This is a genomic window from Dokdonella sp., assembly GCF_019634775.1.
Classification (GTDB): Bacteria; Pseudomonadota; Gammaproteobacteria; order Xanthomonadales; family Rhodanobacteraceae; genus Dokdonella.
The window spans coordinates 2074068-2098539 of the sequence record NZ_JAHCAS010000001.1 but is presented as its reverse complement, the minus strand read 5'-3'; the positions used below and the strand labels follow the sequence as shown (position 1 = coordinate 2098539).

Annotated in this window: 20 protein-coding genes; 13 read left to right on the top strand and 7 right to left on the bottom strand. The window is 66.6% G+C overall.

Annotation, left to right across the window (positions count from 1 at the left end):
* Window positions 1-88: 88 nt before the first annotated feature.
* The 3 genes from KF907_RS09000 to KF907_RS08990 form a co-directional block, all read right to left on the bottom strand.
* Complete coding sequence (locus KF907_RS09000; RefSeq protein WP_291219871.1) at window positions 89-1429, bottom strand: UDP-glucose dehydrogenase family protein; 1341 nt, start codon at window positions 1427-1429, stop codon at window positions 89-91.
* 81 nt (window positions 1430-1510) lie between these two features.
* Window positions 1511-2239 (bottom strand): FKBP-type peptidyl-prolyl cis-trans isomerase, encoded by a 729-nt coding sequence (locus KF907_RS08995; RefSeq protein ID WP_291219870.1) that lies wholly within the window; start codon window positions 2237-2239, stop codon window positions 1511-1513.
* Window positions 2240-2594: 355 nt separating this feature from the next.
* Complete coding sequence (locus KF907_RS08990; protein ID WP_291219869.1) at window positions 2595-3464, bottom strand: AraC family transcriptional regulator; 870 nt, start codon at window positions 3462-3464, stop codon at window positions 2595-2597.
* Window positions 3465-3568: 104 nt separating this feature from the next.
* On the opposite strand from KF907_RS08990, the gene KF907_RS08985 reads away from it, so the two are divergent.
* On the top strand, window positions 3569-4321 hold the full coding sequence (locus KF907_RS08985) for a hypothetical protein (RefSeq protein WP_291219868.1): 753 nt from the start codon (window positions 3569-3571) through the stop codon (window positions 4319-4321).
* Window positions 4322-4372: 51 nt separating this feature from the next.
* Here KF907_RS08985 and KF907_RS08980 read toward each other — a convergent pair whose 3' ends face one another.
* Window positions 4373-5110 (bottom strand): hypothetical protein, encoded by a 738-nt coding sequence (locus tag KF907_RS08980; protein ID WP_291219867.1) that lies wholly within the window; start codon window positions 5108-5110, stop codon window positions 4373-4375.
* Window positions 5111-5274: 164 nt separating this feature from the next.
* On the opposite strand from KF907_RS08980, the gene KF907_RS08975 reads away from it, so the two are divergent.
* Window positions 5275-6996 (top strand): bifunctional sulfate adenylyltransferase/adenylylsulfate kinase, encoded by a 1722-nt coding sequence (locus tag KF907_RS08975; protein WP_291219866.1) that lies wholly within the window; start codon window positions 5275-5277, stop codon window positions 6994-6996.
* Window positions 6997-7106: 110 nt separating this feature from the next.
* Here the strand turns inward: KF907_RS08975 and KF907_RS08970 are convergent, their stop codons facing one another.
* A complete protein-coding gene (locus KF907_RS08970) occupies window positions 7107-7658 on the bottom strand; it encodes a glutathione peroxidase (RefSeq protein ID WP_291219865.1) in 552 nt (183 codons plus the stop codon).
* Between the two features lie 126 nt (window positions 7659-7784).
* On the opposite strand from KF907_RS08970, the gene KF907_RS08965 reads away from it, so the two are divergent.
* Genes KF907_RS08965 through KF907_RS08950 form a run of 4 tightly spaced genes read left to right on the top strand, consistent with a single transcriptional unit; the run spans window position 7785 to window position 10357 of the window.
* Entirely contained in the window at window positions 7785-8156 is a 372-nt protein-coding gene (locus KF907_RS08965; protein WP_291219864.1) for a hypothetical protein, read from the top strand.
* A 4-nt stretch (window positions 8157-8160) separates the two neighbouring features.
* Window positions 8161-8532, top strand: coding sequence for a GntR family transcriptional regulator (locus KF907_RS08960; protein ID WP_291219863.1), 372 nt, complete (start codon window positions 8161-8163; stop codon window positions 8530-8532).
* Window positions 8529-9386: an ABC transporter ATP-binding protein gene (locus KF907_RS08955; RefSeq protein ID WP_291219862.1), complete on the top strand. Its 858-nt coding sequence runs from the start codon at window positions 8529-8531 to the stop codon at window positions 9384-9386. Before KF907_RS08960 ends, KF907_RS08955 begins: the two co-directional genes overlap by 4 nt.
* The gene (locus tag KF907_RS08950; protein ID WP_291219861.1) at window positions 9383-10357 is read left to right on the top strand and encodes a hypothetical protein; all 975 of its coding nucleotides are present in this window, start codon (window positions 9383-9385) and stop codon (window positions 10355-10357) included. The genes KF907_RS08955 and KF907_RS08950 overlap by 4 nt, the downstream gene beginning before the upstream one ends.
* Before the next feature lie 105 nt (window positions 10358-10462).
* Here KF907_RS08950 and KF907_RS08945 read toward each other — a convergent pair whose 3' ends face one another.
* Both KF907_RS08945 and KF907_RS08940 read right to left on the bottom strand, forming a co-directional pair.
* The gene (locus KF907_RS08945; protein WP_291219860.1) at window positions 10463-11413 is read right to left on the bottom strand and encodes a hypothetical protein; all 951 of its coding nucleotides are present in this window, start codon (window positions 11411-11413) and stop codon (window positions 10463-10465) included.
* A gap of 203 nt (window positions 11414-11616) precedes the next feature.
* Complete coding sequence (locus KF907_RS08940; RefSeq protein WP_291219859.1) at window positions 11617-13011, bottom strand: class II fumarate hydratase; 1395 nt, start codon at window positions 13009-13011, stop codon at window positions 11617-11619.
* Between the two features lie 200 nt (window positions 13012-13211).
* On the opposite strand from KF907_RS08940, the gene KF907_RS08935 reads away from it, so the two are divergent.
* From KF907_RS08935 to lpdA, 7 genes are all read left to right on the top strand, one after another.
* Window positions 13212-14543, top strand: a complete 1332-nt coding sequence (locus KF907_RS08935) for a hemolysin family protein (RefSeq protein ID WP_291219858.1) — start codon at window positions 13212-13214, stop codon at window positions 14541-14543.
* Window positions 14540-15904: an adenylosuccinate lyase gene (purB, locus tag KF907_RS08930; protein WP_291219857.1), complete on the top strand. Its 1365-nt coding sequence runs from the start codon at window positions 14540-14542 to the stop codon at window positions 15902-15904. The genes KF907_RS08935 and purB overlap by 4 nt, the downstream gene beginning before the upstream one ends.
* Before the next feature lie 167 nt (window positions 15905-16071).
* Window positions 16072-17274, top strand: a complete 1203-nt coding sequence (locus KF907_RS08925; RefSeq protein ID WP_291219856.1) for a cupin domain-containing protein — start codon at window positions 16072-16074, stop codon at window positions 17272-17274.
* On the top strand, window positions 17271-18230 hold the full coding sequence (locus KF907_RS08920; protein WP_291219855.1) for a GNAT family N-acetyltransferase: 960 nt from the start codon (window positions 17271-17273) through the stop codon (window positions 18228-18230). The genes KF907_RS08925 and KF907_RS08920 overlap by 4 nt, the downstream gene beginning before the upstream one ends.
* Before the next feature lie 482 nt (window positions 18231-18712).
* Window positions 18713-21589, top strand: coding sequence for a 2-oxoglutarate dehydrogenase E1 component (locus KF907_RS08915; RefSeq protein ID WP_291219854.1), 2877 nt, complete (start codon window positions 18713-18715; stop codon window positions 21587-21589).
* A 72-nt stretch (window positions 21590-21661) separates the two neighbouring features.
* Window positions 21662-22879, top strand: coding sequence for a 2-oxoglutarate dehydrogenase complex dihydrolipoyllysine-residue succinyltransferase (gene odhB, locus KF907_RS08910; RefSeq protein ID WP_291219853.1), 1218 nt, complete (start codon window positions 21662-21664; stop codon window positions 22877-22879).
* Window positions 22880-23001: 122 nt separating this feature from the next.
* On the top strand, window positions 23002-24429 hold the full coding sequence (gene lpdA, locus KF907_RS08905) for a dihydrolipoyl dehydrogenase (RefSeq protein WP_291219852.1): 1428 nt from the start codon (window positions 23002-23004) through the stop codon (window positions 24427-24429).
* The last annotated feature ends 43 nt before the right edge of the window (window positions 24430-24472 follow it).

Here is a 24472-nt window from a genome sequence, read left to right as displayed (position 1 = left end):
GAGTACAGGTACAGCCCTGCAAGACCGCGCGCGACGACACGGAAACCATCGCATGAGCGGCCCGGCAGCGGGATCATCCGATCCGGCATCACGGTTTCTCCACGCTGCGCCCCCGCCCGATCCCGTAGTACGCCAAGCCGGCTGCCTCGACGACGCGCGGATCGAAGATGTTGCGGCCATCGAACACGACCGGCGTTGCCAACGATGCGCGCAGACGCTCGAAGTCGGGACTGCGAAAGGCCTTCCATTCGGTGACGACGACCAATGCGTCGGCACCGGCACAAGCGTCGTACTGCGCATCGCATAGGACCAGGTCGTCGCGCACGCCATACAGACGACGCGTCTCGTCCGCGGCCTCGGGATCGTAGGCGCGCACACGCGCGCCGGCAGCCCACAATTGTTCGAGCAGGACGCGACTCGGTGCCTCGCGCATGTCGTCAGTGTTCGGCTTGAAGGCAAGGCCCCAGACGCCGATCGTGCGACCAGCAAGCTTGCCGCCGAAATGGCGCTCGAGCAGGGCGAACAGCCTGCGCTTCTGCGCCGCGTTGGTGGCTTCGACCGCATCGAGCACGCGCGTCGCGCAGCCGTGCAGCTGCGCCGTGTGGGCAAGCGCCTTGACGTCCTTCGGGAAGCACGAGCCGCCATAGCCCGCTCCCGGATAGATGAAGTGGTAGCCGATGCGTGGGTCGGCGCCGATGCCGAGACGCACCTGTTCGATGTCCGCGCCGACGCGCTCGGCGATGTTGGCCATCTCGTTCATGAAACTGATCTTGGTGGCCAGCATCGCGTTGGCGGCGTACTTGGTCAGCTCGGCCGAGCGCAGGTCCATGACCACGATACGGTCATGGTTGCGGTTGAACGGCGCGTACAGCGCGCGCAGCGATTCGATCGCGCGTGGACTGTCGCTGCCGATGATGATGCGGTCCGGTCGCATGCAGTCCTTGACCGCATCGCCTTCCTTGAGGAACTCGGGGTTGGAGACCACGTCGAACGGCACCTCCACACCGCGCCCGGCGAGCACATCGGCGATCGTCGTGCGCACGCGGTCGCCGGTACCCACCGGCACGGTCGATTTGTCGACGACGACGGCATGGCGGCCGAGATGGCGACCGATCGTGTCGGCCACGGCGAGCACGTGCGACAGATCGGCACTGCCGTCCTCATCAGGCGGCGTGCCGACGGCGATGAAGATCACCTGGCCATGCTCGATCGCACGTGCCGCATCGGTGCTGAAGCGCAGGCGCCCGGCGGCGTGGTTGTCGCGTACCAGCGGTTCGAGACCGGGCTCGTAGATCGGGATCTCACCGCGTTCGAGGCGCGCAATCTTGTCGACGTCGACATCGACGCAGAGGACGTCATTGCCGACCTCGGCGAGACAGGTACCGGTGACGAGGCCGACGTAGCCGGTGCCGAAGATCGTGACGCGCATGCTGAACACCTCCGGAATTGCTGCTCGCGGAAACGACGAAGGCGTGCCTGAGCACGCCTTCGTCGGTACGCGTCGCGACGATTACTTCTTGTCGGCCGCATCGGCCGCGGGGGCCTCGATCGAGATCAGCTTGACGTCGAAGATCAGCGTCGCATTCGGGCCGATCGTCGGCGGCGCGTTCTCGCCATAGGCGAGTTCGGCCGGAATGTAGAGCTTGTATTCCGAACCTTCGCTCATGAGTTGCAGGCCCTCGGTCCAGCCCTTGATGACGCCGTTGAGCGGGAACGTCGCCGGTGCACCGCGATCGATCGAGCTGTCGAACTTGGTGCCGTCGATCTTGGTGCCGGTGTAGTCGACCTTGACCGTGTCGGTGGCGACCGGCTTCTTGCCGCTGCCTTCCTTGATGACCTCGTACTGCAGGCCCGAGGCCGTGGTCTTCACGCCGGCCTTCGACTTGTTCTTGGCCAGGAACGCAGCACCCTCGGCCTTGTTCTTCTCGGCGGCGGCCTTTTCCTCGGCGACGCGCTTGGCCTGGAGCTTCTGCATGAATTCCTGGCGGATCTGCTGGCCTTCCTCGGCGGTCATCTTGGTGTTCTTGCCGTTGAACTCGTCCTGCAGCGCCTGCACGACGATGGCGAGATCGAGATCATCCTTGATCTGGGTGAGGCCGCGGCCGACATCGGCGCCAACCATGTAGCTGACCTTGTCCTTCTCGGTCTTCAGCGAGGCATCGAGGGCAAACGCACTGCCGGCGGCGAACGTCGAGGCGAGCGCGACGGCAATGAGGGACTTGCGCGCGAAACGGATCATCTGGAACTCCTGAAAATGAAGGGAACCGGGGCTGGCCGGACTGGCCGCCGGACCGGAAAGCAATCCAGCCGCGAAGCGGGCCGCCTATTGTGGCGGATGACACCGGGAATGGGGAGTGGGGAATCGGGAGTGGGTTTGAGCAGGATCAAGGGATGCCGATCAGTCCCGCAATGGCGTCATGACATCCGCAGGGCTCGCAGCGAGGTGGTCGTGGCGAAGTGCAGGCTGGTTGCCTGGGCGAGCCGCGCACACCCCGCTGCGGGCCTTGCGGATGACGCCCCGTCATTGGGAATCAAAAGGTTGCGGCCGTCGTGGGATTGGTCAGAACATCCCAGGTTCCTGCTTTTGCCATTCCCTATTCCCCATTCCCCAATCCCTGGCTCCATTGGCGCGGCGACATGCCCATGCGTGCCGTGAAGGCGCGCGACAGCGCGGAGGGATTGGCGTAGCCGAGTTCGGAAGCCAGCCGCTTGAGGGGCTGCCCTTCGCGCAGGCGGTCTTGTGCCAGGGCGATGCGCCAGCCAGCCAGGTATTCCGCCGGGGTCTGGCCGACATGCTCGCGGAATGCGTTGGCGAATGCCGTACGCGACATGCCGGCGCGTTCAGCCATGCGCTCGAGCGTCCACGCCTCGCCCGGCGCTTCGTGCATGGCCACCAGTGCACGTGCCAGGCGCGGTTCCGACAGGCCAGCCACGAGACCGGGTTGCATGCCGGCCTCCTGCGGATGATCGAGCAGCCAGCGCAGCAGTTGGATCAATACCACCTCGAACAACCGATCGGCGAGCAGGCGCTGGCCACAGCGCACCTGGTCGGTTTCGCGAAACAGCAGTTCGAGAGCGAGATCGAGTCCGGGCACGCGCGCCAGCGGCAGGGCGATCAGGGGCGGCAGGGCGCGCGCCAGCGGGTTTTCCGCGCCGCCTTCGAAACCGAGCCGGGCGCAGGTGAAATCCGCACCTTCGACCGGCGGATTGCGGAAGCGATGGGTGAGTGGGCGCGGATAGAACAACAGGGTCGGTTCATCGAAACGCAACAGGGGCGGCAGCGCACGCGTACCAGGGTGGCTGACCTCAAGCCGGCCGCGACGCAGCACGTGCAAGTAACCATGACCGTCGCCCGCATCGAACTGGTTGAGGCCGCACAGGGCCCCGGAATGGTGCAGCTGTGCGCGCACGCGGAAGCGTTCGAGCAGTCCGGATAGGCGATCGATGGGAGAGGTCCTGCGCATCGGTACGGAAAGATGTGTTTCATGGATGAATTGAACCCAATCATACACGGCATGCGCCGATACTGCCGCCACCTCTTCCGTCACAGACATCCTGAGGAAAAGCCATGTCATCACGCCGTTCCGCACTCGTCTCCGCCATCGCTCTGGCCGCCCTGGCCGGCGGCGCCTCCGCACACCAGGACAGCCACACCGGTGGCATCGCCAGCAAAGCCGTCGACACCGTCAAGGCACCGTTCGACATCGTGCACACGCGCATCCGTACCGAAGGCAACACCGCCGTGTTCCACATGGCCGTGTCCGGCAGGGCCGGCGCGAGCCGGCCGGCGAAGTCGGGCAAGCTCGCCGGCAGCTCGGTGTTCTCCTATGTCTGGCCGACCAGCCTCGATCCCTTCCTCGTCGGCTTCGAACCGAAGGCCGGCATCCTCGCCTTCGCGGTCACCGCCCATCCGGACTTCGACGACACGCCGCTGTTCGACGAGAACGGGGATGGCGATCCCGGCAACGACGGCAACCTCTGGCATTCACACTGGGTGGTCCTGCAACCCGATCCCGCCTGCGGCGAGGACGCGTTGAAAGTGGTCGACATCCCGGAGGGCAGCAAACCACGCCTGCCGCGGACCTGGCCGGGCCTGCCGATCCTGATCGACAGTCCCGGCTGGAGTCCCCTGTTCAAGGGTGAATCGCTCGAGGTGCGCGTGCCGTTCGACGACATCGGCGCCGTCGAAGCCGCCGGCTTCGACGGGGTGACCGCAGCGTTGCGTGTCAATGCCAGCGTGCATGCGCCGCTGCTGTGCGTCGTCGACGTGTTCAAGGTCGCGTCCGGCGACCTGTCCCTGCCGGGCAAGGTCAACCAGTAGCGCAGGTGAGTGACCGGTGGCGGACCTGCTGCCGGTCACGCACACGATGGGTCACGGACCGCGGCGAATGCCGCCGAAGCTGAGCCGACGCAGGCCGCAGGCCGGGATCGAAACGGCCATCTCGCCACCGAACACGTTGCCGGTGTGCACGAGGTCGTTTGTCTCGAAGCTTCCTTCCACCGCACCGTTGCAGGCAAAGCGACCGCTCACCCGGGTCAGCACACCGATGCCTTGCTGGCGGCCATTGAAGTGGCAGATCTGCCCTGCCGAGGCGAAGCGCATCGTCACCCGGTCCTGCTGCTTCTCGTCGAAGTAGTAAACCGTCCATACGCCGGCACGCTCACGCGACGGCCCCGAGAACTGCGGGCAGGCGGCGCCGGGATGTCGGTAGCCACCGAGCCAGCTGCCACCGAGGTCGAGCGGCGGGGTCAGCGGGCGCACCAGTTCGAAACGCCGCGGCAGGGGCACGGCGTCGATCTCGACGACGATGCGGTCGATGCCGCGCGGCTCGACGCTGGCCACCGTGACGCCGTCGTCCAGGGTGCCCGCGAAGACGGGCAGGCCCGATGCATCAAGCCCGACCAGGCCGAGCGCCGGAGCATGGAAATCCGGCGTGAAGGCGATCGCGACCTGCTGGTGCAGGTCGAGCGCGAGGCGATCGCCATGCTGGACGAGCGTGGCACGCACGCCGCCGACCGGATCGACCCAGAGATCGGTCAGCTCGCCGGCGTGGGCAGGATTCATGGCAAGGCCGAGCGCAAGCAACAGGCCGTGGATCGATGTGCGCATGGGAGGACTCCTTCGTGATTGCAATGGCGTGGCCCAACCGCGGGGTGCGGACGGCTACCCGTACCAGGACGGAAATGCCCGGGATTTGCCATCAACGTCCGCCGACGTTGCCCTGCCCGCGCGGCAACCTATAATCCGCGCCTCTCCGCGCAGGCCCCTTCCCCATGACCACTCCGATCGCGCCGCATGGCGGCCGTCTCGTCGACCTTTTCGTCGCCGCGGCCGAACGCGCTGCACTCAAGTCCGAAGCCGCCAACATGCCGGCCTGGGATCTCACTCCGCGCCAGCTCTGCGATCTCGAACTGCTGCAGAACGGCGCGTTCTCGCCGCTCGAAGGCTTCCTCGGCCGCGCCGACTACGAGGGCGTCTGCAAGCACATGCGCCTGGCCGATGGCACGCTGTGGCCGATGCCGATCACGCTCGACGTGACGGAAGCCTTCGCCGCGACGATCGCGGTTGGTGCGCGCATCGCCCTGCGTGACCAGGAGGGCGTGGTCCTCGGCGTGCTCGAGGTGTCGGACCTGTGGACGCCGGATCGCCAGGCCGAAGCCCTGCAGGTGTTCGGCACGACCGACCGCAAGCACCCGGGCGTCGCCCACCTGCTCGATCGCAGCCATCCGGTCTACGTCGGCGGCCGCGTGCGGGCGATCGAGGCGCCGCGCCACTACGACTTCGGCCACCTGCGCGCAACGCCAGCGGAATTGCGCGCGCAGTTCGCCAAGCTCGGCTGGTCACGCATCGTCGCCTTCCAGACGCGCAATCCGATGCACCGCGCGCACCTCGAACTGACGTTCCGCGCCGCGCAGATCGCCGAAGCCAACCTGCTGATCCATCCGGTCGTTGGCCTGACCAAGCCCGGCGACATCGACCACTACACGCGCGTGCGCTGCTACGAAAAACTGCTGCGCCACTACCCCGAGCGCACCACCACGCTGGCCCTGCTCCACCTCGCCATGCGCATGGGCGGCCCACGCGAGGCGCTGTGGCACGCGATCATCCGCAAGAACCACGGCTGCACGCATTTCATCGTCGGCCGCGACCACGCCGGCCCCGGCACCGGAAGCGACGGCAAGCCGTTCTACGGCCCCTATGACGCGCAGGCCCTGGTCGCGCAGCACGAGCAGGAACTCGGCGTGACCATGGTGCCGTTCCAGGAAATGGTCTACGTGCAGGAGCGCGCGCAATACATGCCGGCCGACGAGGTTCCGGAAGGACACCATGTGCTCAACATCTCGGGGACCGAGTTGCGCCGTCGCCTGCAGGAAGGACTCGACATCCCCGAGTGGTTCACCTACCCGGAAGTCATCGAGGAGTTGCGCCGCACGCATCCGCCGCGCCACAGGCAGGGCTTCACCGTGTTCTTCACCGGCCTATCCGGCTCGGGCAAGTCGACCATCGCCAATGCCCTGCTCGTGCGCCTGCTCGAACTCGGCACGCGCCCGGTGACCCTGCTCGACGGCGACGTCGTGCGCAAGCACCTGTCGAGCGAACTCGGCTTCTCGAAGGAACACCGCGACCTCAACGTGCAGCGCATCGGTTTCGTCGCCGCCGAGATCACCAAGAACGGCGGCATCGCGATCTGCGCGCCGATCGCCCCGTACGCAGGTTCACGCCGGATCGTGCGCGAGATGGTCGGCGAAGCCGGCGTCTTCGTCGAAGTGCACGTGTCGACACCACTGGACGTCTGCGAAAGCCGCGACCGCAAGGGCCTCTACGCGCTTGCCCGCGCCGGCAAGATCAAGGAATTCACCGGCATCAGCGATCCCTACGAAGTGCCGGAGAATCCGGAACTGCGCATCGACACCAGCGGCATCGCCCCCGACCAGGCCGTGCAGCAGATCGTGCTCAAGCTCGAAGCGCTCGGCCTGATCCGGCCGACGCGCTGAGCACCCGTGCGTACCGCCCCTGACGGGGCTCCCGTTGCGACACGCTCATCTTCCGCAATGGGAACCCGTTCATGGGCGACCGGGTGCGATGACGGAACGCGGTCGCGACGCTATTCCGGCTCGCCCAGCAGGGCCTCGATCCGCGCCACCAGTCCGGCATCGTCGGGCTTGACCTTGCTCGGATAGTCGGCGACGACCTTGCCGTTGCGGTCGAGCAGATACTTGTGGAAGTTCCAGGCCGGGTAGTGGCCGCCGCTCGCTTCGGCGAGCTTCACGTAGAACGGATTGGCCGCGCCCTCCTTCACGCTGACCTTCTCGAACATCGGGAACCTGACTCCATAGGTCAGCGTGCAGAACGCCTGGATCTCCTGCTCCGTGCCCGGCTCCTGGTTGCGGAAATCGTTGGAGGGGAAACCGAGCACGGCGAAACCGCGTGCGGCGTACTTCGCATGCAACACCTCCAGACCCTCGTATTGCGGGGTGTAACCGCATTTGCTGGCGGTGTTGACGACCAGCAGCACCTTGCCGCCATGGGCCTGACAGAGGTCGACCGGCTCCTTGCCGGCCAGGGGGCGGAAGTGGACGTCTTCAAGCAGGTCGCCGCAGGCATGGGCGCCGCCGGCGACAGCGAGGGTAAACAGGGCGATCAGCAGTCGGGACATCGGCGCATCCTCCAGCAAAGGCCGATTGTGCCGTGTGCCGAGGTTGCATGGGGGTTGACATGGTCAGTTTTGGTGTTATAGTTCGCTACAACACTACTTCATCGACAGACCACTCAGGAGGTCGCCGTGAACCGAATCATCCACTTCCGCCTGCTGGTCGCCCTGGCCATCACGGCCAGCATCTCGGCATTCGCCTGGAGCGCGACCCGTCCACAGGCCTCAGCCATCGCGGCGTCCGCTCCGTTCGAGACCGCCCCGGAAGCGATCCCGGTCCTCCCGACCATCGTGGTCAATGCCAACGATGACGTGCCGGTGCTGCCGCTGGTCATCGTGCGCCCAAGCGCGGAAGAGCGCGCAATGGCGCTCGAACTCGCCGCCGCGGCAGACGATAGCCATGGTGGCGGCGCTGGCATCGTCGGCGAGTTGCTGCCGCGAGCACGCCTGGACGTGCCCTACTATTCCTTCGGCAAGCTGATCCCCGGCACGAGCAAGGATTGATGCGATGAGCACGACCTGGAACGACAACACGCCGATCTACCGCCAACTGCGCGAACGCGTGGTGGCGATGATCCTCGACGGTGTGTTGAAACAGGGGGACGCCCTGCCATCGGTACGGCAGGTGGCGGCGGACTTCCAGATCAATCCGATCACGGTATCGAAGGCCTACCAGGAACTCGTCGACGAGAACCTGGTGGAGAAACGGAGGGGACTTGGCATGTACGTCACCGAAGGGGCGCGCGCCGCCCTGCTCAAATCCGAACGCGAGCGCTTCCTGAACGAGGAATGGCCGGCCCTGTACGCGCGCCTTGAGCGCATGGGACTCGATCTCGAAGCCCTGCTCGATGCACTCAAGGCCAGGGGAGAACGCCGATGAGCGCCGTCGTCCAGGCTCGCGGCCTCGGCAAGCGTTACGGCACCAAGGTCGCGCTCGATCAGGTCGATTTCACCATAGAGTCCGGCCGCATCGTCGGCTTCATCGGCCCGAACGGCGCCGGCAAGACGACCGCGCTCAAGGCCATCCTCGGCCTCAGCGAGTTCGACGGCGAGTTGCGCGTGCTCGGTCTCGATCCACGCACGCAGCGAGCGCAACTGATGGAACAGGTCTGCTTCATCGCCGACGTCGCCGTGCTGCCGCGCTGGCTGCGTGTCGGCGAAGCCGTCGATTTCGTCGCCGGCGTGCATCCGCGCTTCTCGCGCGAGAAATGCGAGCGCTTCCTTGCCAGCACCAGGATCGGCAAGTCGATGCGCGTGCGCGAACTTTCGAAAGGCATGATCGTGCAGCTGCATCTCGCCCTGGTGATGGCGATCGACGCACGTCTGCTAGTGCTCGACGAACCGACCTTGGGCCTCGATATCCTCTACCGCAAGACCTTTTACGAAAGCCTGCTGTCGGACTACTTCGACGAGGAAAAGACGATCATCGTCACCACCCACCAGGTCGAGGAGATCGAACACATCCTCACCGACCTCATCTTCATCCGCGACGGCCGCATCGTGCTCGATGCCTCGATGGAGGCGATCGCCGACCGCTACACCGAAGTCATGGTCAATCCGGACAAGGCAGACGCCGCGCGCGCGCTTGCGCCGCTGCACGAGCGCTCGATCTTCGGCAAGTCGATCTTCCTGTTCGACGGCGCCGAACGCAGCCACCTCGCCGAGCTCGGCGAGGTGCACAAGCCGAGCATCGCCGACCTGTTCGTCGCCACCATGAAGGGGACCTACGCATGAATACGATGGCCTGGCTGGTCAAACGCGAGTACTGGGAACACCGTGGCGGCTTCCTGTGGACGCCGATCTGGGTCAGCGTGGTCATGCTCGCCCTGACCGTGTTCGGCATCATCACCGCCGAAGTCGTGCGCGCACGCGTCGAAATCAACGGCGGCGTGCCGTGGAAGATCATCACCGAGCGCCTGACGGCAGGCGATCTCGCCCAGGCTGGCGCCGGACTCGATGTCGCCTACATCGCCCTCGCCGCGATCCTGTGCATCCCGTTGTTCTTCGTGCTGTTCTTCTACCTGCTCGGCTCGCTCTACGACGATCGCCGCGACCGCAGCGTGCTGTTCTGGAAGTCACTGCCGGTGACCGACACCAGCACCGTGCTGTCGAAGGTCGCCGCCGCGGTCCTGCTCGCCCCGCTGATCGCCTTCATCGTGGCGACGGTCGCCTGGCTCGGCCTGCTCGTCGTGGTCGGCGTGTGGGCGATGATCCACGGCATCAACCCGCTGCCGGCGATCGCCGCCGCGCATCCGTTCGGCCTGTTCTGGCGCATGCTGCTGACCATCCCGGTCGATGCGCTGTGGGCACTGCCGACGGTCGGCTGGTTGATGTTCTGGTCGGCCTTCGCACGCAGCAAGCCGTTCCTTTGGGCGGTGCTGGTGCCGCTGTTCGTGCTGATCGCCAACAGCTGGCTCGGCATGCTCGGCGCGCCGTCGATCGATCGCGCGGTGCTGGTCAACGATGTCATCCTGCGCCTGCTGGCCGGCATCCTGCCCGGCGCTTGGTTGCCCGGCGGCGGGCTCAACCTCGGCAGCTACGTGCGCGACGCCGGCCACGACGCAGGCGTACTCGCGATGTTCTCACCGACCCGCGTCTACGCCGTGCTTGGCACAGCCCGGTTGTGGATCGGCGTGGTGGTCGGCGCGGCCCTGATCGCCGCATCGATCTGGCTGCGCCGCACGCGCATCGAAACTTCAACCTGAACGGGATGGCCAGGGACGGCCGCTCCCGGAACTCTCCATCCGAACGCGCGCATGCGCGGACGAGACCCGAACGGCGCGGCGTCCATCGCCGTTCGGGCCGGCGCTTCAGCGGATGACGCTGCCGATCACGCGGTATCGGTTGCGGCCACTGGCCTCAAGGCCGCGATGGCCCAGGTTGAGTTCACCCTCCAGCCAGAAGCGCAGCAGGTTGGTGCCGTCGCGACGCACGACCACCGCCGCACCGTCACCGGTATAGACCATGTCGCCGTTCTTCAGCTGGCCCGGCGTGATGCGCTCGCGGATGCGGCGTCCGTCGTTGTAGAGCTTCTCGAGCGAAGCGCGTGTCGGCGTGACATCGCCGGGCTCGGTCGCCACCAGGACGTTCGTCGCCGCGGTTGTCACGTTCTCGGCCGCGGTCGGGGCCGACTCGACCTCGGCAGGCGCCGCCTCGGAAGCGGGGGCGGTCGCCTGGGTCGGTTGTGCAGCGACCGGCGGCGGCCGCGACAGGTCGGCGGCCGGCTCGGCAATCGTTGCCGGAGCGGTCGTCACCGGCGGCGGCGCGGGGCTGGGTGCACTTGCAACCGGAGGCGGTGGCGCGGGTGGCTCTGCAGCCGCCGAAGCCGCTGCCGGCGTTGCAGGTGGTGGCGTACTCACCGTGGCCGGCGCCGGGGCGGGGGTGGTGGGCGGGGCGGGCGGCGCCACGACCGGTGCCGGACGCGCCGTTGCGGGAGCGGGTGCGGGCGGCGGCGCCGCCGGCCTGGGCGCTTCCTCAACCTTGTCCTCGACGCGCACCAGCACGTTCTCGTAGAAACCATCGCGCAACACGACGTCGGCCTCGCCGCCGGCGGCGAGCGCCGCCGCCACCTGCGCGTGCAGGTGCTGCGGCGCGGTGACGACGACACGCTTGCCGGACGACGCGGCGGTGCGCGCCAGCGCCGAAAGGCGCGCATTGGCGGCACCACTGGCAAGGTCCTTCTCGCTGATGTCGAGGCTCTGCTGCGCCCATGCACTCCCCGCTGCGCACAGTGCCGAGAGGAGAATGGCTCGTTTGATCATGGGTATTTTTCCCCTCGGATTCGCACAAGTTCTGAAACGGGAGAGCCTAGGAGCCTGCTGGACAGAAGACAACCGGACCACCGGCACAAGGCGCGGCCACACGACGACTGGATCGTCCTCGTGTGGCGAACGGATCGGCCACACAGTTTGCGCTTGCCGGACGCGACGTCGACATGTGCCATCCGCCACGCCCGGGGTCGACATCAACCTCCGGCCGATCCGCCGTGGATGCCACCCTTGGTCAGCGCGACCGGATCGAGCAGCTGTTCCAGCTGCTTGCGCGGCAGGCCAGTGGTCTCGACCGCCACGTCGATGATCGGGCGGCCTTCCTTGTAGGCCTGCTTGGCGGTCGCCGCGCCCTTGTCGTAGCCGATCACCGAGTTGAGCGCGGTGACCAGGATCGGGTTCTTCGCCAACGCCTGCTCGATGTTGTCGCTGCGCACCTTGAAACCGGTGATCGCCTTGTCGGCAAGCGCGCGCGCGGCGTTGGCCAGCAGTTCCAGCGATTGCAGCAGGTTCAGCGCGACCACCGGCAGCATCACGTTGAGCTGGAAGTTGCCGCTCTGGCCGGCGATGGTGATCGTCGTGTCGTTGCCGATGACCTGGGCGCAGACCATTGCCACCGCTTCCGGGATCACCGGATTGACCTTGCCCGGCATGATCGATGAACCCGGCTGCAGGGCCGGCAGTTCGATCTCGCCGAGGCCGGCGAGGGGCCCCGAGTTCATCCAGCGCAGATCGTTGGCGATCTTGAGCAGGCTCACGGCCAGTGTCTTGAGCTGGCCCGAGAGCTCGACGGCGGCATCCTGCGAGCCGATGCCCTCGAAGTAGTTGGCCGCCGACTCAAACTTCACACCGGTCATGCGCGTCAACTCGGCACAGATCGCCGGGCCGAGTTTGGCGTCGGCATTGATGCCTGTGCCGACGGCAGTGCCACCCTGCGGCAACCGACGCACGCGCTTGAGCGCATCGCCGACGCGCTCGATGCCCGAACCGATCTGCGCCGACCAGCTGCCGAGCTCCTGGCCGAAGGTCACCGGCATCGCATCCATGAGATGGGTGCGGCCGGTCTTGGCCACCTTGCGCAGTTCCTTGGCGCGCTTGTCGATCACCGCCTTGAGATGGCCCAGTGCCGGCAGCAGTTGTTCGCTGGCCACCAGCACCGCGCTGACCTGGATCGCGGTCGGGATGACGTCGTTCGAGGACTGGCCGTTGTTGACATCGTCGTTCGGATGCACCTTCGTGCCGGCAGCTGCGGCGACATGGGCAATCACCTCGTTGGCATTCATGTTCGACGAAGTGCCTGAGCCGGTCTGGAACACATCGATCGGGAAATGCGCGTCGAACTCGCCCTTGGCGACGCGCTCGGCGGCCTTGCGGATCGCCTTGGCCTGCGCCTTCTTCAGATGGCCAAGGTCGGCATTGGCCTGTGCCGCCGCCGACTTGATCAGGCCGAGCGCGCGGATGAACTCACGCGGCATGCGCAGGCCGGAGATCGGGAAGTTCTGCACGGCACGCTGGGTCTGTGCGCCGTACAACGCGTCGGCGGGCACCTTCAGTTCGCCCATGCTGTCGCGTTCGATGCGGAAATCGCTCATGGAGGGGATCCTGCGGGAGGGAAATCGGGGGCCGGTGATTATAAGGCCCTGCAAGAGCGGCTTCAGCCGCGATCCTTTCCCGTCTCGCACCGACCCCCAGCACGAGACTGCCAGGGATGTTCCGACCAATCCCGCGACGCCATTGCGGGATTGATCAGAACATCCCTAGACTGACCGACCCGCCGCCGCCCTGCCGAGCGATGCTCGTCAACGCCCTCTACATCGTCGCCGCGTTGCTCTTGGTCCTGCTGAACGGCTTCTTCGTCGCCGCCGAGTTCGCCCTCGTCAAGCTGCGCTACACCCAGGCCGTCGGTCTCGCCGAGGGTCGTGGCTGGCGTGGGCGCGTGCTGCTTGGCGTGCATGGCCACCTCGACGCCTATCTTTCGGCCTGCCAGCTCGGCATCACCCTGGCCTCGCTCGGCCTCGGCTGGATCGGCAAGCCGGCCTTCGCGCACCTGCTTGAGCCCGTGCTGTCCGGCGTTGGCGGACTCGACCCCGAGACGATCGACTTCGTCTCGTTCCTGTTCGCCTTCACCGTGATCTCGTTCCTGCACATCGTGCTCGGTGAACTGGCGCCGAAGTCGATGGCAATCCGGCGCCCCGAGCGCATGTCGCTGTGGACGGCAGTGCCGCTGTACCTGTTCTACTGGCTGATGTATCCGGCGATCTGGCTGCTCAACACCAGCGCCAACTGGATGCTGCGCCTGTTCGGCCTCGACAAGGTCGAAGGCCACGAACATCACTATTCGCGCGAGGAACTCAAGCTGATCCTGCACGGCAACCGCGCGCGCGACTCCGGTGAGACCTTCGAGATGCTGAGTCACGCACTCGACTTGCCGGAACTGGTCGCGGGTGACCTGCTGCGCACACGCGACGAACTGGCCTCGCTGCATGACGGCCAGACCCAGGACGAAGTGCTCGCCGAGGTGCGTCGCTCACAATTCAGTCGCTATCCGTGGTTCGAGGCCGACGGCGACGGCGTGCGAGGCGTGCTGCACGTCAAGGATCTCCTGCTCGCTGTCGCCGCGCGCGGCGTGGTCGAGGACATCACCGCCCTGCTGCGCCCGGGCATCGTCGTGCCGCTCGACACACCGGTGCTCGATGTGCTCAAGCGCTTCCGCGCCGGCAGTACGCACCTGGCCCTTGTCAACGAGGAGTCGGGGCGCGTGGTCGGCTTCTTCACCCTGCAGGACCTCGTCGAGGTCATCGTCGGCGACATCGCCGACGACCACCGCCGCAAGCGCCCCTCCGCGATCGCGCAACCCGCCGCCGATGGCAGCTTCACGATCCCGGGCAGCCTGCCGATCTACCGCCTCGAACGCCTGCTGGGGCACGAGATCGAGGCGCCCGACGAGGTCAACTCGGTCGGCGGCCTCATCATCCACCGCCTCGAACGCCTGCCGACCGAAGGCGAGTCGTTCGCCTTCGACGGCTTCACCCTGACCGTGCGTGCGATGAAGGGCGCCAAGGCGCAGGCAATCACGGTCAAGCCCGATCCTTCCACCCGCGACCACACAACGGCCCTGCCATGACCGACGCCCTGTTCGCCCTTTCCCCGCTCGACGGCCGCTATGCGGCGAAAGTCGCGGCCCTGCGCCCGGTATTCAGCGAATTCGGCCTGATGCAACGGCGCGTCGAGGTCGAGGTGCGCTGGCTGGCCGCGCTGGCCGCGCATCCGGGCATTCCCGAAGTCGCTCCCCTGTCGGACGCGGCCACGGCCGCGCTGCGCGCGATCGCGCAGGACTTCAGCGCCGCCGACGGCGAGCGCATCAAGGCGATCGAGGGCGAGACCAACCATGACGTCAAGGCCATCGAATACTTCATCAAGGAACGCATCGGCGACCACGTCGAACTCGGCCGCGCCAAGGAGTTCGTGCACTTCGCCTGCACCAGCGAGGACATCAACAATCTCGCCTACGCGCTGATGCTGCGCGATGCGCGCGATGGCGTGTTGCTGCCCGCGATCGACCGCCTCGTCGGTGACCTGCGCACACTCGCCCACGCCCAGGCCGCGCAGCCGATGCTTTCGCGCACGCATGGGCAGACCGCTTCACCGACCACGCTGGGCAAGGAGATCGCCAACGTCATCGCCCGCCTCGAACGTCAGCGCAAGCAGATCGCCGCGGTCGAGCTGACCGGCAAGATCAACGGCGCAGTCGGCAACTACAACGCCCATGTCGTCGCCTGCCCCGAAATCGACTGGCCGGCCTTCGCGCGCAGGTTCGTCGAAGACCTTGGCCTGGTCTTCAACCCATACACAACGCAGATCGAACCGCACGACTGCATCGCCGAGATCAGCGACGCCGTACGCCGCCTCAACACGGTCCTCATCGACCTTGCGCGCGATGTCTGGGGCTACATCTCGCTCGGCTACTTCCGCCAAGCGCTCAAGGCCGGCGAGGTCGGCTCGTCGACCATGCCGCACAAGGTCAATCCGATTGACTTCGAGAATGCCGAAGGCAATCTCGGCCTCGCCAACGCGCTGTTCGAGCACTTCGCGGCGAAGCTGCCGATCAGCCGCTGGCAGCGTGACCTCACCGACTCGACCGTGCTGCGTGCGCTCGGCACCGCCTTCGGTCACACCCAGGTCGCCCTCGACGCGCTGGCCAGGGGCGTGGGCAAGCTGCAGGTCGATGCCCACCGTCTCCATGCCGACCTCGATGCAAGCTGGGAAGTGCTCGCCGAAGCCGTGCAGACCGTCATGCGCCGCCACGGGCTGCCGAACCCCTACGAGCAGCTGAAGGCATTGACCCGTGGCCACGGCATCACCCGCGAATCGATGCTCGCCTTCATCGAAGCGCTCGACCTTCCTGCCGTCGAAAAGCAGCGCCTGCTGGAGCTGACCCCGGCCGGCTACACCGGCCTCGCCGAGCGGCTGGCCCGCGGGATCTGAGCGGATCGCGGCTTGTAGCGTTTCGCCCTGTACGGTTCGACCAGACCATCGACGTCGTTTTCGTGCTGGCCATCCGCGGCCGGCACGAAGCCGGAGTATCACCCGATCGACGCCCGCTGCCGCGTCCGGGGTGTCGGCAACCGTCTGCACGCGGCAGAATCCACGCCATGACGACCGCCGATATGCCACCTGCCATCGAAGTCCACGCCCGACCCGGCCAGCCGCTCGGCATGCCGCCGTCGCGCTTCCTGCGCGACTACTGGCAGCGGCATGCGCTGCTCGTGCGTGGCGCGTTCGCGGGAATGGAACCGCCGCTGGCACCGGAGGACCTGGCCGGCCTCGCCTGCGAGGAAGCCGCGTTGTCGCGCATCGTCGTGCACGACCCGCACCGCGACACCTGGCTGCTGCGCAGCGGCCCGTTCGACGAAACCGATTTCGCAACGCTGCCGAAGACGCACTGGACCCTGCTCGTGCAGGATGTCGACAAGTGGGATGCCGACGTGGCCGCCCTGCTCGGCCATTTCGAGTTCATCCCAAGCTGGCGTATCGACGACATCATGGTCAGCTACGCGGTCGATGGCGGCTCGGTCGGTGCGCACGTCGACCAATACGACGTGTTTCTCATCCAGGGCATGGGCCGAAGGCGCTGGCAGATCAGCACCGACGCGCAAGCACCGGGCGCGTTCCGCGATGATGTCGAGCTCAAGCTTCTGCGCGAGTTCCATGCCACCCACGACTGGCTGCTCGAAGCAGGCGACCTGCTCTACCTGCCGCCCGGCGTGCCGCACCACGGCATCGCCGAGGGCGCCTGCCTGACCTTCTCGGTGGGCATGCGCGCGCCGGCGATCGGCGAACTGGTCGCCGATTTCGCTGCGGGCGTAGCCGAGGCGCTGCCCGAGACGCGGCGGTATGGAGACGCGGGGATGCCGCCGGCGAAGCGGGCGGGTGAGATCACATCGGACGTCCTTGAAAAGCTGCGCATGGAACTTTCGGCTGCGTTGGCGACTGATTCGTCATACCTCCGGCGGTGGTTCGGTTCGTTCATCACGCGCTACCGCGTGGCGAACGAGGCGGTGCCGCGCACGCCGCCACTGACTGCCTCCGCATTCGCACGCCGGCTGGCTGCCGGTGACGGCCTCGTGCGCAACCCATGGTCGCGCATGGCCTGGAGCGCCTTGCCACGCGGCGCCGAACTGCATGTCGGCGGAGAATCGCATCGCTGCGAGCGCGTGCTGGCCGAGCGATTGTGCCGTCCGCAAGCGCTCGACGCAGCCGATATCCTTGCGCTCGACGACGCGGCACGGGACCTGCTGCTCACGCTGCTCAATGACGGTCACCTTGCTGTCGTGCGCGCCCGGAGGAAACGATGATCACCAGCGGATTCAGCGTCGAACCAGCGACCTGGGAGGTCGATCTGGATGAGCTGCGCGCCTTGCGCACTGCCGTGTTCGTAGTCGAGCAAGGCGTGCCCGAGGACGAGGAATGGGACGAACACGACGCGCGTTCGCACCACGTCATCGCACGCGATTCCAGCGGCCGGGCGATCGGCACCGGCCGACTGACCCCGCAACGGATGATCGGACGCATGGCCGTGCTGCCTGAATGGCGTGGCCGTGGCGTCGGTGCGGCGCTGCTGCGCGCCCTGCTCGAACGTGCCCGCGAACTGCGCCTGCCCGAGGTCGAACTGCATGCGCAGGTGCATGCGATCCCGTTCTACGAGCGCGCCGGCTTCACCGCCTTTGGCGACGAATACGACGAATGCGGCATCCCCCACCGCAGCATGCGCATGCACCTCGACACGCCGGCCGGCCGTGAACCGACACCGGCCGACGACGCCGGCGGCACGGGCGAGACCTGGCTGACGGCCACGCGCGAGGAGGCGCGCGCGGCGATCCTCGCGGTGATCGGCAGCGCTCGCCGCGAGCTCGCCGTCATGAGTCGCGACCTCGATGCCGAACTGTTCGAGCATGCCGACGTGCTCGAGGCACTCCGCCAACTCGCGGTCGGCACGCCGAACGTGCGCATCCGCTTCCTCGTGCTCGATCCGGCACGTGCCAGCGGCAGCGCGCACCGTCTGATCGCGCTTGGCCAACGCCTGTCGAGCATGTTCGCGTTCCGCACACCGGTCGAGCAGATCGACCACCAGTACCCGGGCGCCTTCGTCGCCAACGACCGCGGCGGCTGGTACGAACGCGCCCTCGCCAGCCGCTACGACGGCGAGGGGGCAAGTCACGCCCGTGCACGTACCGCCCAGCTTCTCGCGCGCTTCGACGAGGTGTGGGAACGCAGCGAACCGGCGGCCGAGATGCGACGACTGGAGATCTGACCAGCGGCCCGGGTGCGGTCAATTGCCGCCGCAGCAGGGGCGATCGCCGTGCAGGCCCGCCGACATTGCGATTCACCCGATCGCACCGGCAGCCGCCCACGCGGACTCCAAGCCTCGCGGGTGTGATCGACACCGTTCGCGCGGCGATGCACGGACTCATTCCGCAGCGGCCTCATGGGATAGCGACAACGCGGGGACTGACCCGTGTGCGCAGCTCGGCGTTGCGCCGGCTCGACAGACGGCCAGTCTGCCTTCGCCGTCGCGCCCTGATCTGCGCCCGCACAGGACGGTGGCGCCGTTGTGGGATTGATCAGCAGTCCTAGACCATGGTCGATCGCCGCGCCGTGCCGCAATGCAACACGCGGCGATCCATGCCGGTATAATCCGCGGGTTTCATGAGCGCGGCCGGGCGCTCGGCGCGAACCCGTCGCCGCGCCCCGGATCGTCCCTTTTCCGCCCCGCCTGCCCCGCACGGTGTCCGCGTGACCAACCTACTCGAGCTGTTCAAGTCCACGTCCGCCCTGTCCGGCGGCAATGCGGCCTTCATCGAAGATCTCTACGAACAGTGGCTGCGCGATCCGCAAGCGGTCGGCGACGGGTGGCGCAGCTATTTCGAAGGCATCAAGGGCAAGGCCGCCAACGACGTCGGTCATTCCGACGCGATCGCCCGCATCGAGGCAGCGCAACGCGCCGGCCTGCGCACTACGGCGGCGACGGGTGGCGACAATGCCGTGTCACAGAAGCAGGCCGGCGTGCAGCGGCTCATCACCGCCTATCGCTCGCGCGGGCACCTCGCCGCGCGGCTCGATCCGCTGGATCTCGCCGAGACCCTGAGCACGGCGGAACTGGAAACGCTCGGCCTGCTGCCGCGCCCCGGTGCACCCGACCTGGAAATCGAGTTCCACGGCCTGTCGGCAGCCGACCTCGACACCGAGTTCAACACACGTTCGCTCGGTGGTCCGGAACGCGCAAAACTGCGCGACATCGTCGCCATGATGAAGTCGACGTACGCGAATACGCTCGGCATCGAGTTCATGCACATCTCCGACGCCGAACAGCGCCAGTGGATGCACGAGCAACTCGAACGTACCGGCGGACGCTACGCCTTGTCGAAGGACGAGAAGAAGCGCCTGCTGGAAAAACTCACCCAGGCCGACGGTCTGGAGCGCTATCTGCACACGAAGTATGTCGGCCAGAAGCGATTCTCGCTCGAGGGCGGTGACAGCCTGATCCCGCTGCTCGACGAGATCCTGCGCCGTGGCGGCAGCACCGGCGTCAAGGATGTGGTCATCGGCATGGCCCATCGCGGCCGTCTCAATGTTCTCGTCAACACGCTGGGCAAGCCACCATCGAAGCTGTTCGACGAGTTCGAGGGTCGCTTCGACCACCCGGACGACCCGGCCCATTCCGGCGACGTGAAGTACCACATGGGGTTCAGCGCAAACGTGCGCACGCCGGGGCGTACCGTGCACGTCGCACTGGCCTTCAACCCATCGCACCTGGAGATCGTGGATCCGGTCGTCGCCGGCTCGGTGCGTGCGCGCCAGACCACCCGCCAGAATGCAACCTGTGAGCACGTCGTTCCGGTACTGATCCACGGCGACGCCGCCTTCGCCGGCCAGGGCGTGGTCATGGAACTGTTCCAGATGTCGCAGGCCAAGGGCTTCCGCGTCGGCGGCACCGTGCACATCGTCATCAACAACCAGGTCGGCTTCACCACCTCCAACCCGCAGGACGCGCGTTCGACGCTGTACTGCACCGACGTCGCCAAGGTGGTCAACGCTCCGGTCTTCCACGTGAACGGCGACGACCCGGAAGCCGTGCTGTTTGCCGCACGCATGGCCTTCGACTACCGCCAGAAGTTCAAGCGTGACGTCGTCATCGATCTCGTCTGCTACCGCCGTCACGGCCACAACGAGGCCGACGAGCCGGCGGCGACGCAACCGCTGATGTACCAAGTGATCCGCAAGCGCCCGACCCTGCGCGAGCTGTACGGCCGCAAGCTGGTCGCCGAAGGCACACTCACCGAAGCCGACGCGCAGGCGATGGCCGACGACTACCGCAAGCTGCTCGAGGCCGGCAAGCCGATCGCGGGCGTCGACACCGACTACCACGATCCGCATGCGGTCGACTGGTCGCGTCATCTCGGCGGCAACCTTGCCGAGGACGTCGCCACCGGCGTCGTCTCGAAGCAACTCGCCGTGATCGGCAAGGGGCTGCTCAAGCTGCCCGAGGGCATGGCCCTGCATCCACGCGTCGCCAAGATCTACGAAGACCGCGCGAAGATGGAAGCCGGCGAACTGCCGCTCGACTGGGGCTATGCCGAGAACCTCGCCTACGGCACCCTCGTCGCCGACGGCCGCGACCTGCGCATCGTCGGCCAGGATGCCGGTCGCGGCACGTTCTTCCACCGCCATGCCGTGCTGCACGACCAGAAGAGCGCCGCGCGCCACATGCCGCTGCGCACGGTCCGTGCCGGTGCCTCGGTCGAGATCATCGACTCGCTGCTCAGCGAAGAGGCGGTCATGGCCTTCGAGTACGGCTATGCCACCGCGCGTCCGAACACGCTGGTGATCTGGGAAGCGCAGTTCGGCGACTTCGCCAACGGCGCCCAGGTCGTCATCGACCAGTTCATCTCTTCCGGCGAGGCGAAATGGGGCCGCCTGTGCGGCATCGTGCTGCTGCTGCCACACGGCTACGAGGGCCAGGGTCCCGAGCACTCCTCGGCACGCCTGGAGCGCTACCTGCAACTGTGTGCGCTCGACAACATGCAGGTTTGCGTGCCGACCACGCCGGCGCAGATGTTCCACTTGCTGCGCCGGCAGATGCTGCGCGCCTGCCGCAAGCCGCTGGTGGTGATGACGCCGAAGTCGCTGCTGCGCCACAAGCTTGCGGTGTCGACCCTGGCCGATCTGACCGAAGGCAGCTTCCAGCTCGTCATCCCCGACGGCACGGCGAAGAACGCGAAGAAGGTCAAGCGCGTCGTGTTCTGCTCGGGCAAGGTCTACTATGACCTCGTCGAGGAAGCGCAGCGCCGCGGCATCGCCGATATCGCCATCCTGCGTGTCGAGCAGCTCTATCCGTTCCCGCGCGTCGAGGCCGCCGCCGAGCTGGCGAAGTACCCGGCGGCGAAGGAAGTGGTGTGGTGCCAGGAGGAACCGATGAACCAGGGTGCGTGGTACCAGATCAAGCACCATCTCCAGGCCATCGTGTCGCCGAAGCATGTCGTCGCCTACGCCGGCAGGCCGCGCTCGCCGGCGCCGGCCTGCGGCCATCTGAGCACGCACGTGGCCGAGCAGGCCGCCCTCGTCGAACTCGCCCTCGTCGCGCCGATGGGCACCGATCCGACCTCCGAGTGATTGCCGCCGCCCGGACCCGGGCGGCAAGATCGTCCACCCAACGAACAGCACGAACGCCCCAGGACACCCATCATGGCCCTTGAAGTCAAAGTTCCGGTTCTGCCCGAATCCGTTTCCGACGCGACCATCGCGACCTGGCACAAGAAGCCCGGCGACGCGGTCAAGCGCGACGAGAACCTCGTGGACCTGGAGACCGACAAGGTCGTGCTCGAGGTGCCAGCCACCGCCGACGGCGTGCTCAAGGAAATCCTCAAGCAGGTCGGCGACACCGTGACCAGTGGCGAGGTGCTGGGCATCGTCATCGAGGGCGCTGCCGCTCCGGCACCCGCGCCGACTGCCCAGGCCGAGGCGCCGGCAGCGCCGAAGCCGGGAATGGTGAATCGGGAATCGGGATTGGGCAAAAGCGCCGATCTCGACAACCTGCCGCCGGGCGCGCGCCGCGTCGCCGCCGAACAAGGCATCGATCCAACCACCGTCACCGGCACCGGTCGCGACGGCCGCGTGACCAAGGAAGACCTCATCACCCAAGGCAAGTCCCCGGCTGCCGCTCCTTCCACTCCCCGCCCCGCATTCCCCATCCCCGGCTCCAGTCGCCCGGAAGAGCGCGTGCCGATGACGCGCATGCGCGCCAAGATCGCCGAGCGCCTGATGCAGTCGAAGAACTCGATTGCGATGCTGACTTCGTTCAACGAGATCAACCTCGGCAAGGTCGCGGCGATGCGCAAAGAGCTCGGCGAGGCCTTCGAAAAGGCCAACGGCATCAAGCTCGGCTTCATGAGCTTCTTCGTCAAGGCCGCAGCCGAGGCGCTCAAGCGTCACCCGATCATCAACGCCTCGGTCGACGGCAATGACGTCATCTATCACGGCTACCAGGACATCTCGGTCGCCGTGTCGACCGACAAGGGCCTGGTCACGCCGGTGCTGCGCAACGCACAGGAAATGAGCTTCGCCGAGATCGAGAAGGCCATCGCCAGCTACGCCAAGAAGGCGCGTGAAGGCGGCCTCACCCTCGACGATCTGCAAGGCGGCACCTTCACGATCACCAATGGCGGCACCTTTGGCTCGCTGTTCTCCACGCCGATCGTCAACCCACCGCAGTCGGCGATCCTCGGCATGCACGCCATCAAGGAACGCGCGATCGTCGAGAACGGCCAGGTCGTTGCCGCACCGATGATGTACGTCGCGATCAGCTACGACCACCGCATCATCGACGGCAAGGACGCGGTGCTGTTCCTCGTCGACATCAAGAACCAGCTCGAAAATCCGCACCGGATGCTCGTGGGCCTGTAAGGCCCGCGAGCATCCGGGAATGGGGAATGGAGAACGGGGAATTGCAAAAGCCGCCCAGCTTGCAATGCCCTGCTTCCACCATTCCCCATTCCCTATCCCCCATTCCCGCGTGAGCGAATGAAATGAGCGAACAGCAACAATTCGACGTCATCGTCATCGGCGCCGGCCCGGCCGGTTATCACGCGGCGATCCGCGCAGCGCAGCTCGGCCTCAGAACGGCCTGCATCGACGCCGCGCTCGGCAAGGACGGCAAGCCCGCGCTCGGTGGCACCTGCCTGCGCGTCGGCTGCATTCCGTCGAAGGCACTGCTCGACTCCTCACGTCAGTTCTGGAACCTTGGCCACCTGTTCGGCGAACACGGCATCAGCGCAAAAGACGCGAAGATCGACGTCGCCACGATGGTTGGCCGCAAGGACAAGATCGTCAAGCAGTTCACCGGCGGCATTGCCGCGCTGTTCAAGGCCAACAAGATCACGCCGTACCATGGCTTCGGCGTGCTGCACGCGAACCGCGTGGTCAAGATCAAGCAGCACGACGGCAGTGAAGTCGCACTCTCCGCCACCAACGTCATCCTCGCCCCCGGTTCGGACTCGATCGAACTGCCGTTCGCGAAGTTCGGCGGGCCGATCGTCGACAATGCCGGCGCGCTCGATTTCACCGAAGTTCCGAAGCGACTCGGCGTGATCGGCGCGGGTGTCATCGGCCTCGAACTCGGCAGCGTGTGGAACCGCCTCGGCTCGGAAGTGACGATCCTCGAGGCGCTGCCCAACTTCCTCGCCGCCGCCGACGGCGAAGTCGCCAGGATCGCCGCGCGCGAATTCAAGAAGCAGAAGCTCGACATCCGTCTCGGCGCAAAGGTCAGCAAGGCCGAAGTGAAAAAGGACGGCGTGCACCTCGTCTACAGCGACGACAAGGGCGAACAGACCCTGGTCGTCGACAAGCTGCTGGTCGCGGTCGGTCGGCGCGCGGCAACCAAGGGACTGCTCGCCGAGGACACCGGGGTGAAACTCAACGAGCGCGGCCAGATCGAGGTCGACGAGCACTGCCACACCGGTGTCGATGGCATCTGGGCCATCGGCGATGCCGTGCGTGGACCGATGCTCGCGCACAAGGGCTTCGAGGAGGGCATCGCCGTTGCCGAACTGATCGCCGGCAAACCGGGGCATGTCAACTTCGACACGATCCCATGGGTCATCTACACCGAACCCGAGATCGCCTGGGTCGGCAAGACCGAGGAACAGCTCAAGACCGAGGGCGTACCGTACAAGGTCGGCAGCTTCCCGTTCGCCGCGGTCGGCCGTGCCGTCGCCATGGCCGAACCGGCGGGTTTCGCCAAGGTCATCGCCCATGCCGAAACCGACCGCGTGCTGGGTCTGCACCTGGTCGGGGCGAACGTCTCCGAACTCGTCCACGAAGGCGTCATCACGATGGAGTTCAAGGGCTCCGCCGAAGACCTCGCCCGCATCGTTCACGCCCACCCGACGCTGTCGGAAGCGATCCACGACGCCGCCATGGCCGTCGACAAGCGCGCCATCCACAAGGCGAATTGAGTTCAGGATGAACCCAACCGGGAAGCATCGCCCCTGAAGGGGC

What these genes read in the sequence shown, in the direction of transcription:
- KF907_RS08985 (WP_291219868.1), top strand. Translation starts at nt 3,569, where the DNA reads ATGTCATCACGCCGTTCCGCACTCGTCTCCGCCATCGCTCTGGCCGCC.
- odhB (WP_291219853.1), top strand. Translation starts at nt 21,662, where the DNA reads ATGGCCCTTGAAGTCAAAGTTCCGGTTCTGCCCGAATCCGTTTCCGAC.
- lpdA (WP_291219852.1), top strand. Translation starts at nt 23,002, where the DNA reads ATGAGCGAACAGCAACAATTCGACGTCATCGTCATCGGCGCCGGCCCG.
- KF907_RS08995 (WP_291219870.1), bottom strand. Translation starts at nt 2,239, where the DNA reads ATGATCCGTTTCGCGCGCAAGTCCCTCATTGCCGTCGCGCTCGCCTCG.
- KF907_RS08940 (WP_291219859.1), bottom strand. Translation starts at nt 13,011, where the DNA reads ATGAGCGATTTCCGCATCGAACGCGACAGCATGGGCGAACTGAAGGTG.
- purB (WP_291219857.1), top strand. Translation starts at nt 14,540, where the DNA reads ATGACCGACGCCCTGTTCGCCCTTTCCCCGCTCGACGGCCGCTATGCG.
- KF907_RS08945 (WP_291219860.1), bottom strand. Translation starts at nt 11,413, where the DNA reads ATGATCAAACGAGCCATTCTCCTCTCGGCACTGTGCGCAGCGGGGAGT.
- KF907_RS08935 (WP_291219858.1), top strand. Translation starts at nt 13,212, where the DNA reads ATGCTCGTCAACGCCCTCTACATCGTCGCCGCGTTGCTCTTGGTCCTG.
- KF907_RS08920 (WP_291219855.1), top strand. Translation starts at nt 17,271, where the DNA reads ATGATCACCAGCGGATTCAGCGTCGAACCAGCGACCTGGGAGGTCGAT.
- KF907_RS08950 (WP_291219861.1), top strand. Translation starts at nt 9,383, where the DNA reads ATGAATACGATGGCCTGGCTGGTCAAACGCGAGTACTGGGAACACCGT.
- KF907_RS09000 (WP_291219871.1), bottom strand. Translation starts at nt 1,429, where the DNA reads ATGCGCGTCACGATCTTCGGCACCGGCTACGTCGGCCTCGTCACCGGT.
- KF907_RS08925 (WP_291219856.1), top strand. Translation starts at nt 16,072, where the DNA reads ATGACGACCGCCGATATGCCACCTGCCATCGAAGTCCACGCCCGACCC.
- KF907_RS08990 (WP_291219869.1), bottom strand. Translation starts at nt 3,464, where the DNA reads ATGCGCAGGACCTCTCCCATCGATCGCCTATCCGGACTGCTCGAACGC.
- KF907_RS08980 (WP_291219867.1), bottom strand. Translation starts at nt 5,110, where the DNA reads ATGCGCACATCGATCCACGGCCTGTTGCTTGCGCTCGGCCTTGCCATG.
- KF907_RS08970 (WP_291219865.1), bottom strand. Translation starts at nt 7,658, where the DNA reads ATGTCCCGACTGCTGATCGCCCTGTTTACCCTCGCTGTCGCCGGCGGC.
- KF907_RS08975 (WP_291219866.1), top strand. Translation starts at nt 5,275, where the DNA reads ATGACCACTCCGATCGCGCCGCATGGCGGCCGTCTCGTCGACCTTTTC.
- KF907_RS08960 (WP_291219863.1), top strand. Translation starts at nt 8,161, where the DNA reads ATGAGCACGACCTGGAACGACAACACGCCGATCTACCGCCAACTGCGC.
- KF907_RS08955 (WP_291219862.1), top strand. Translation starts at nt 8,529, where the DNA reads ATGAGCGCCGTCGTCCAGGCTCGCGGCCTCGGCAAGCGTTACGGCACC.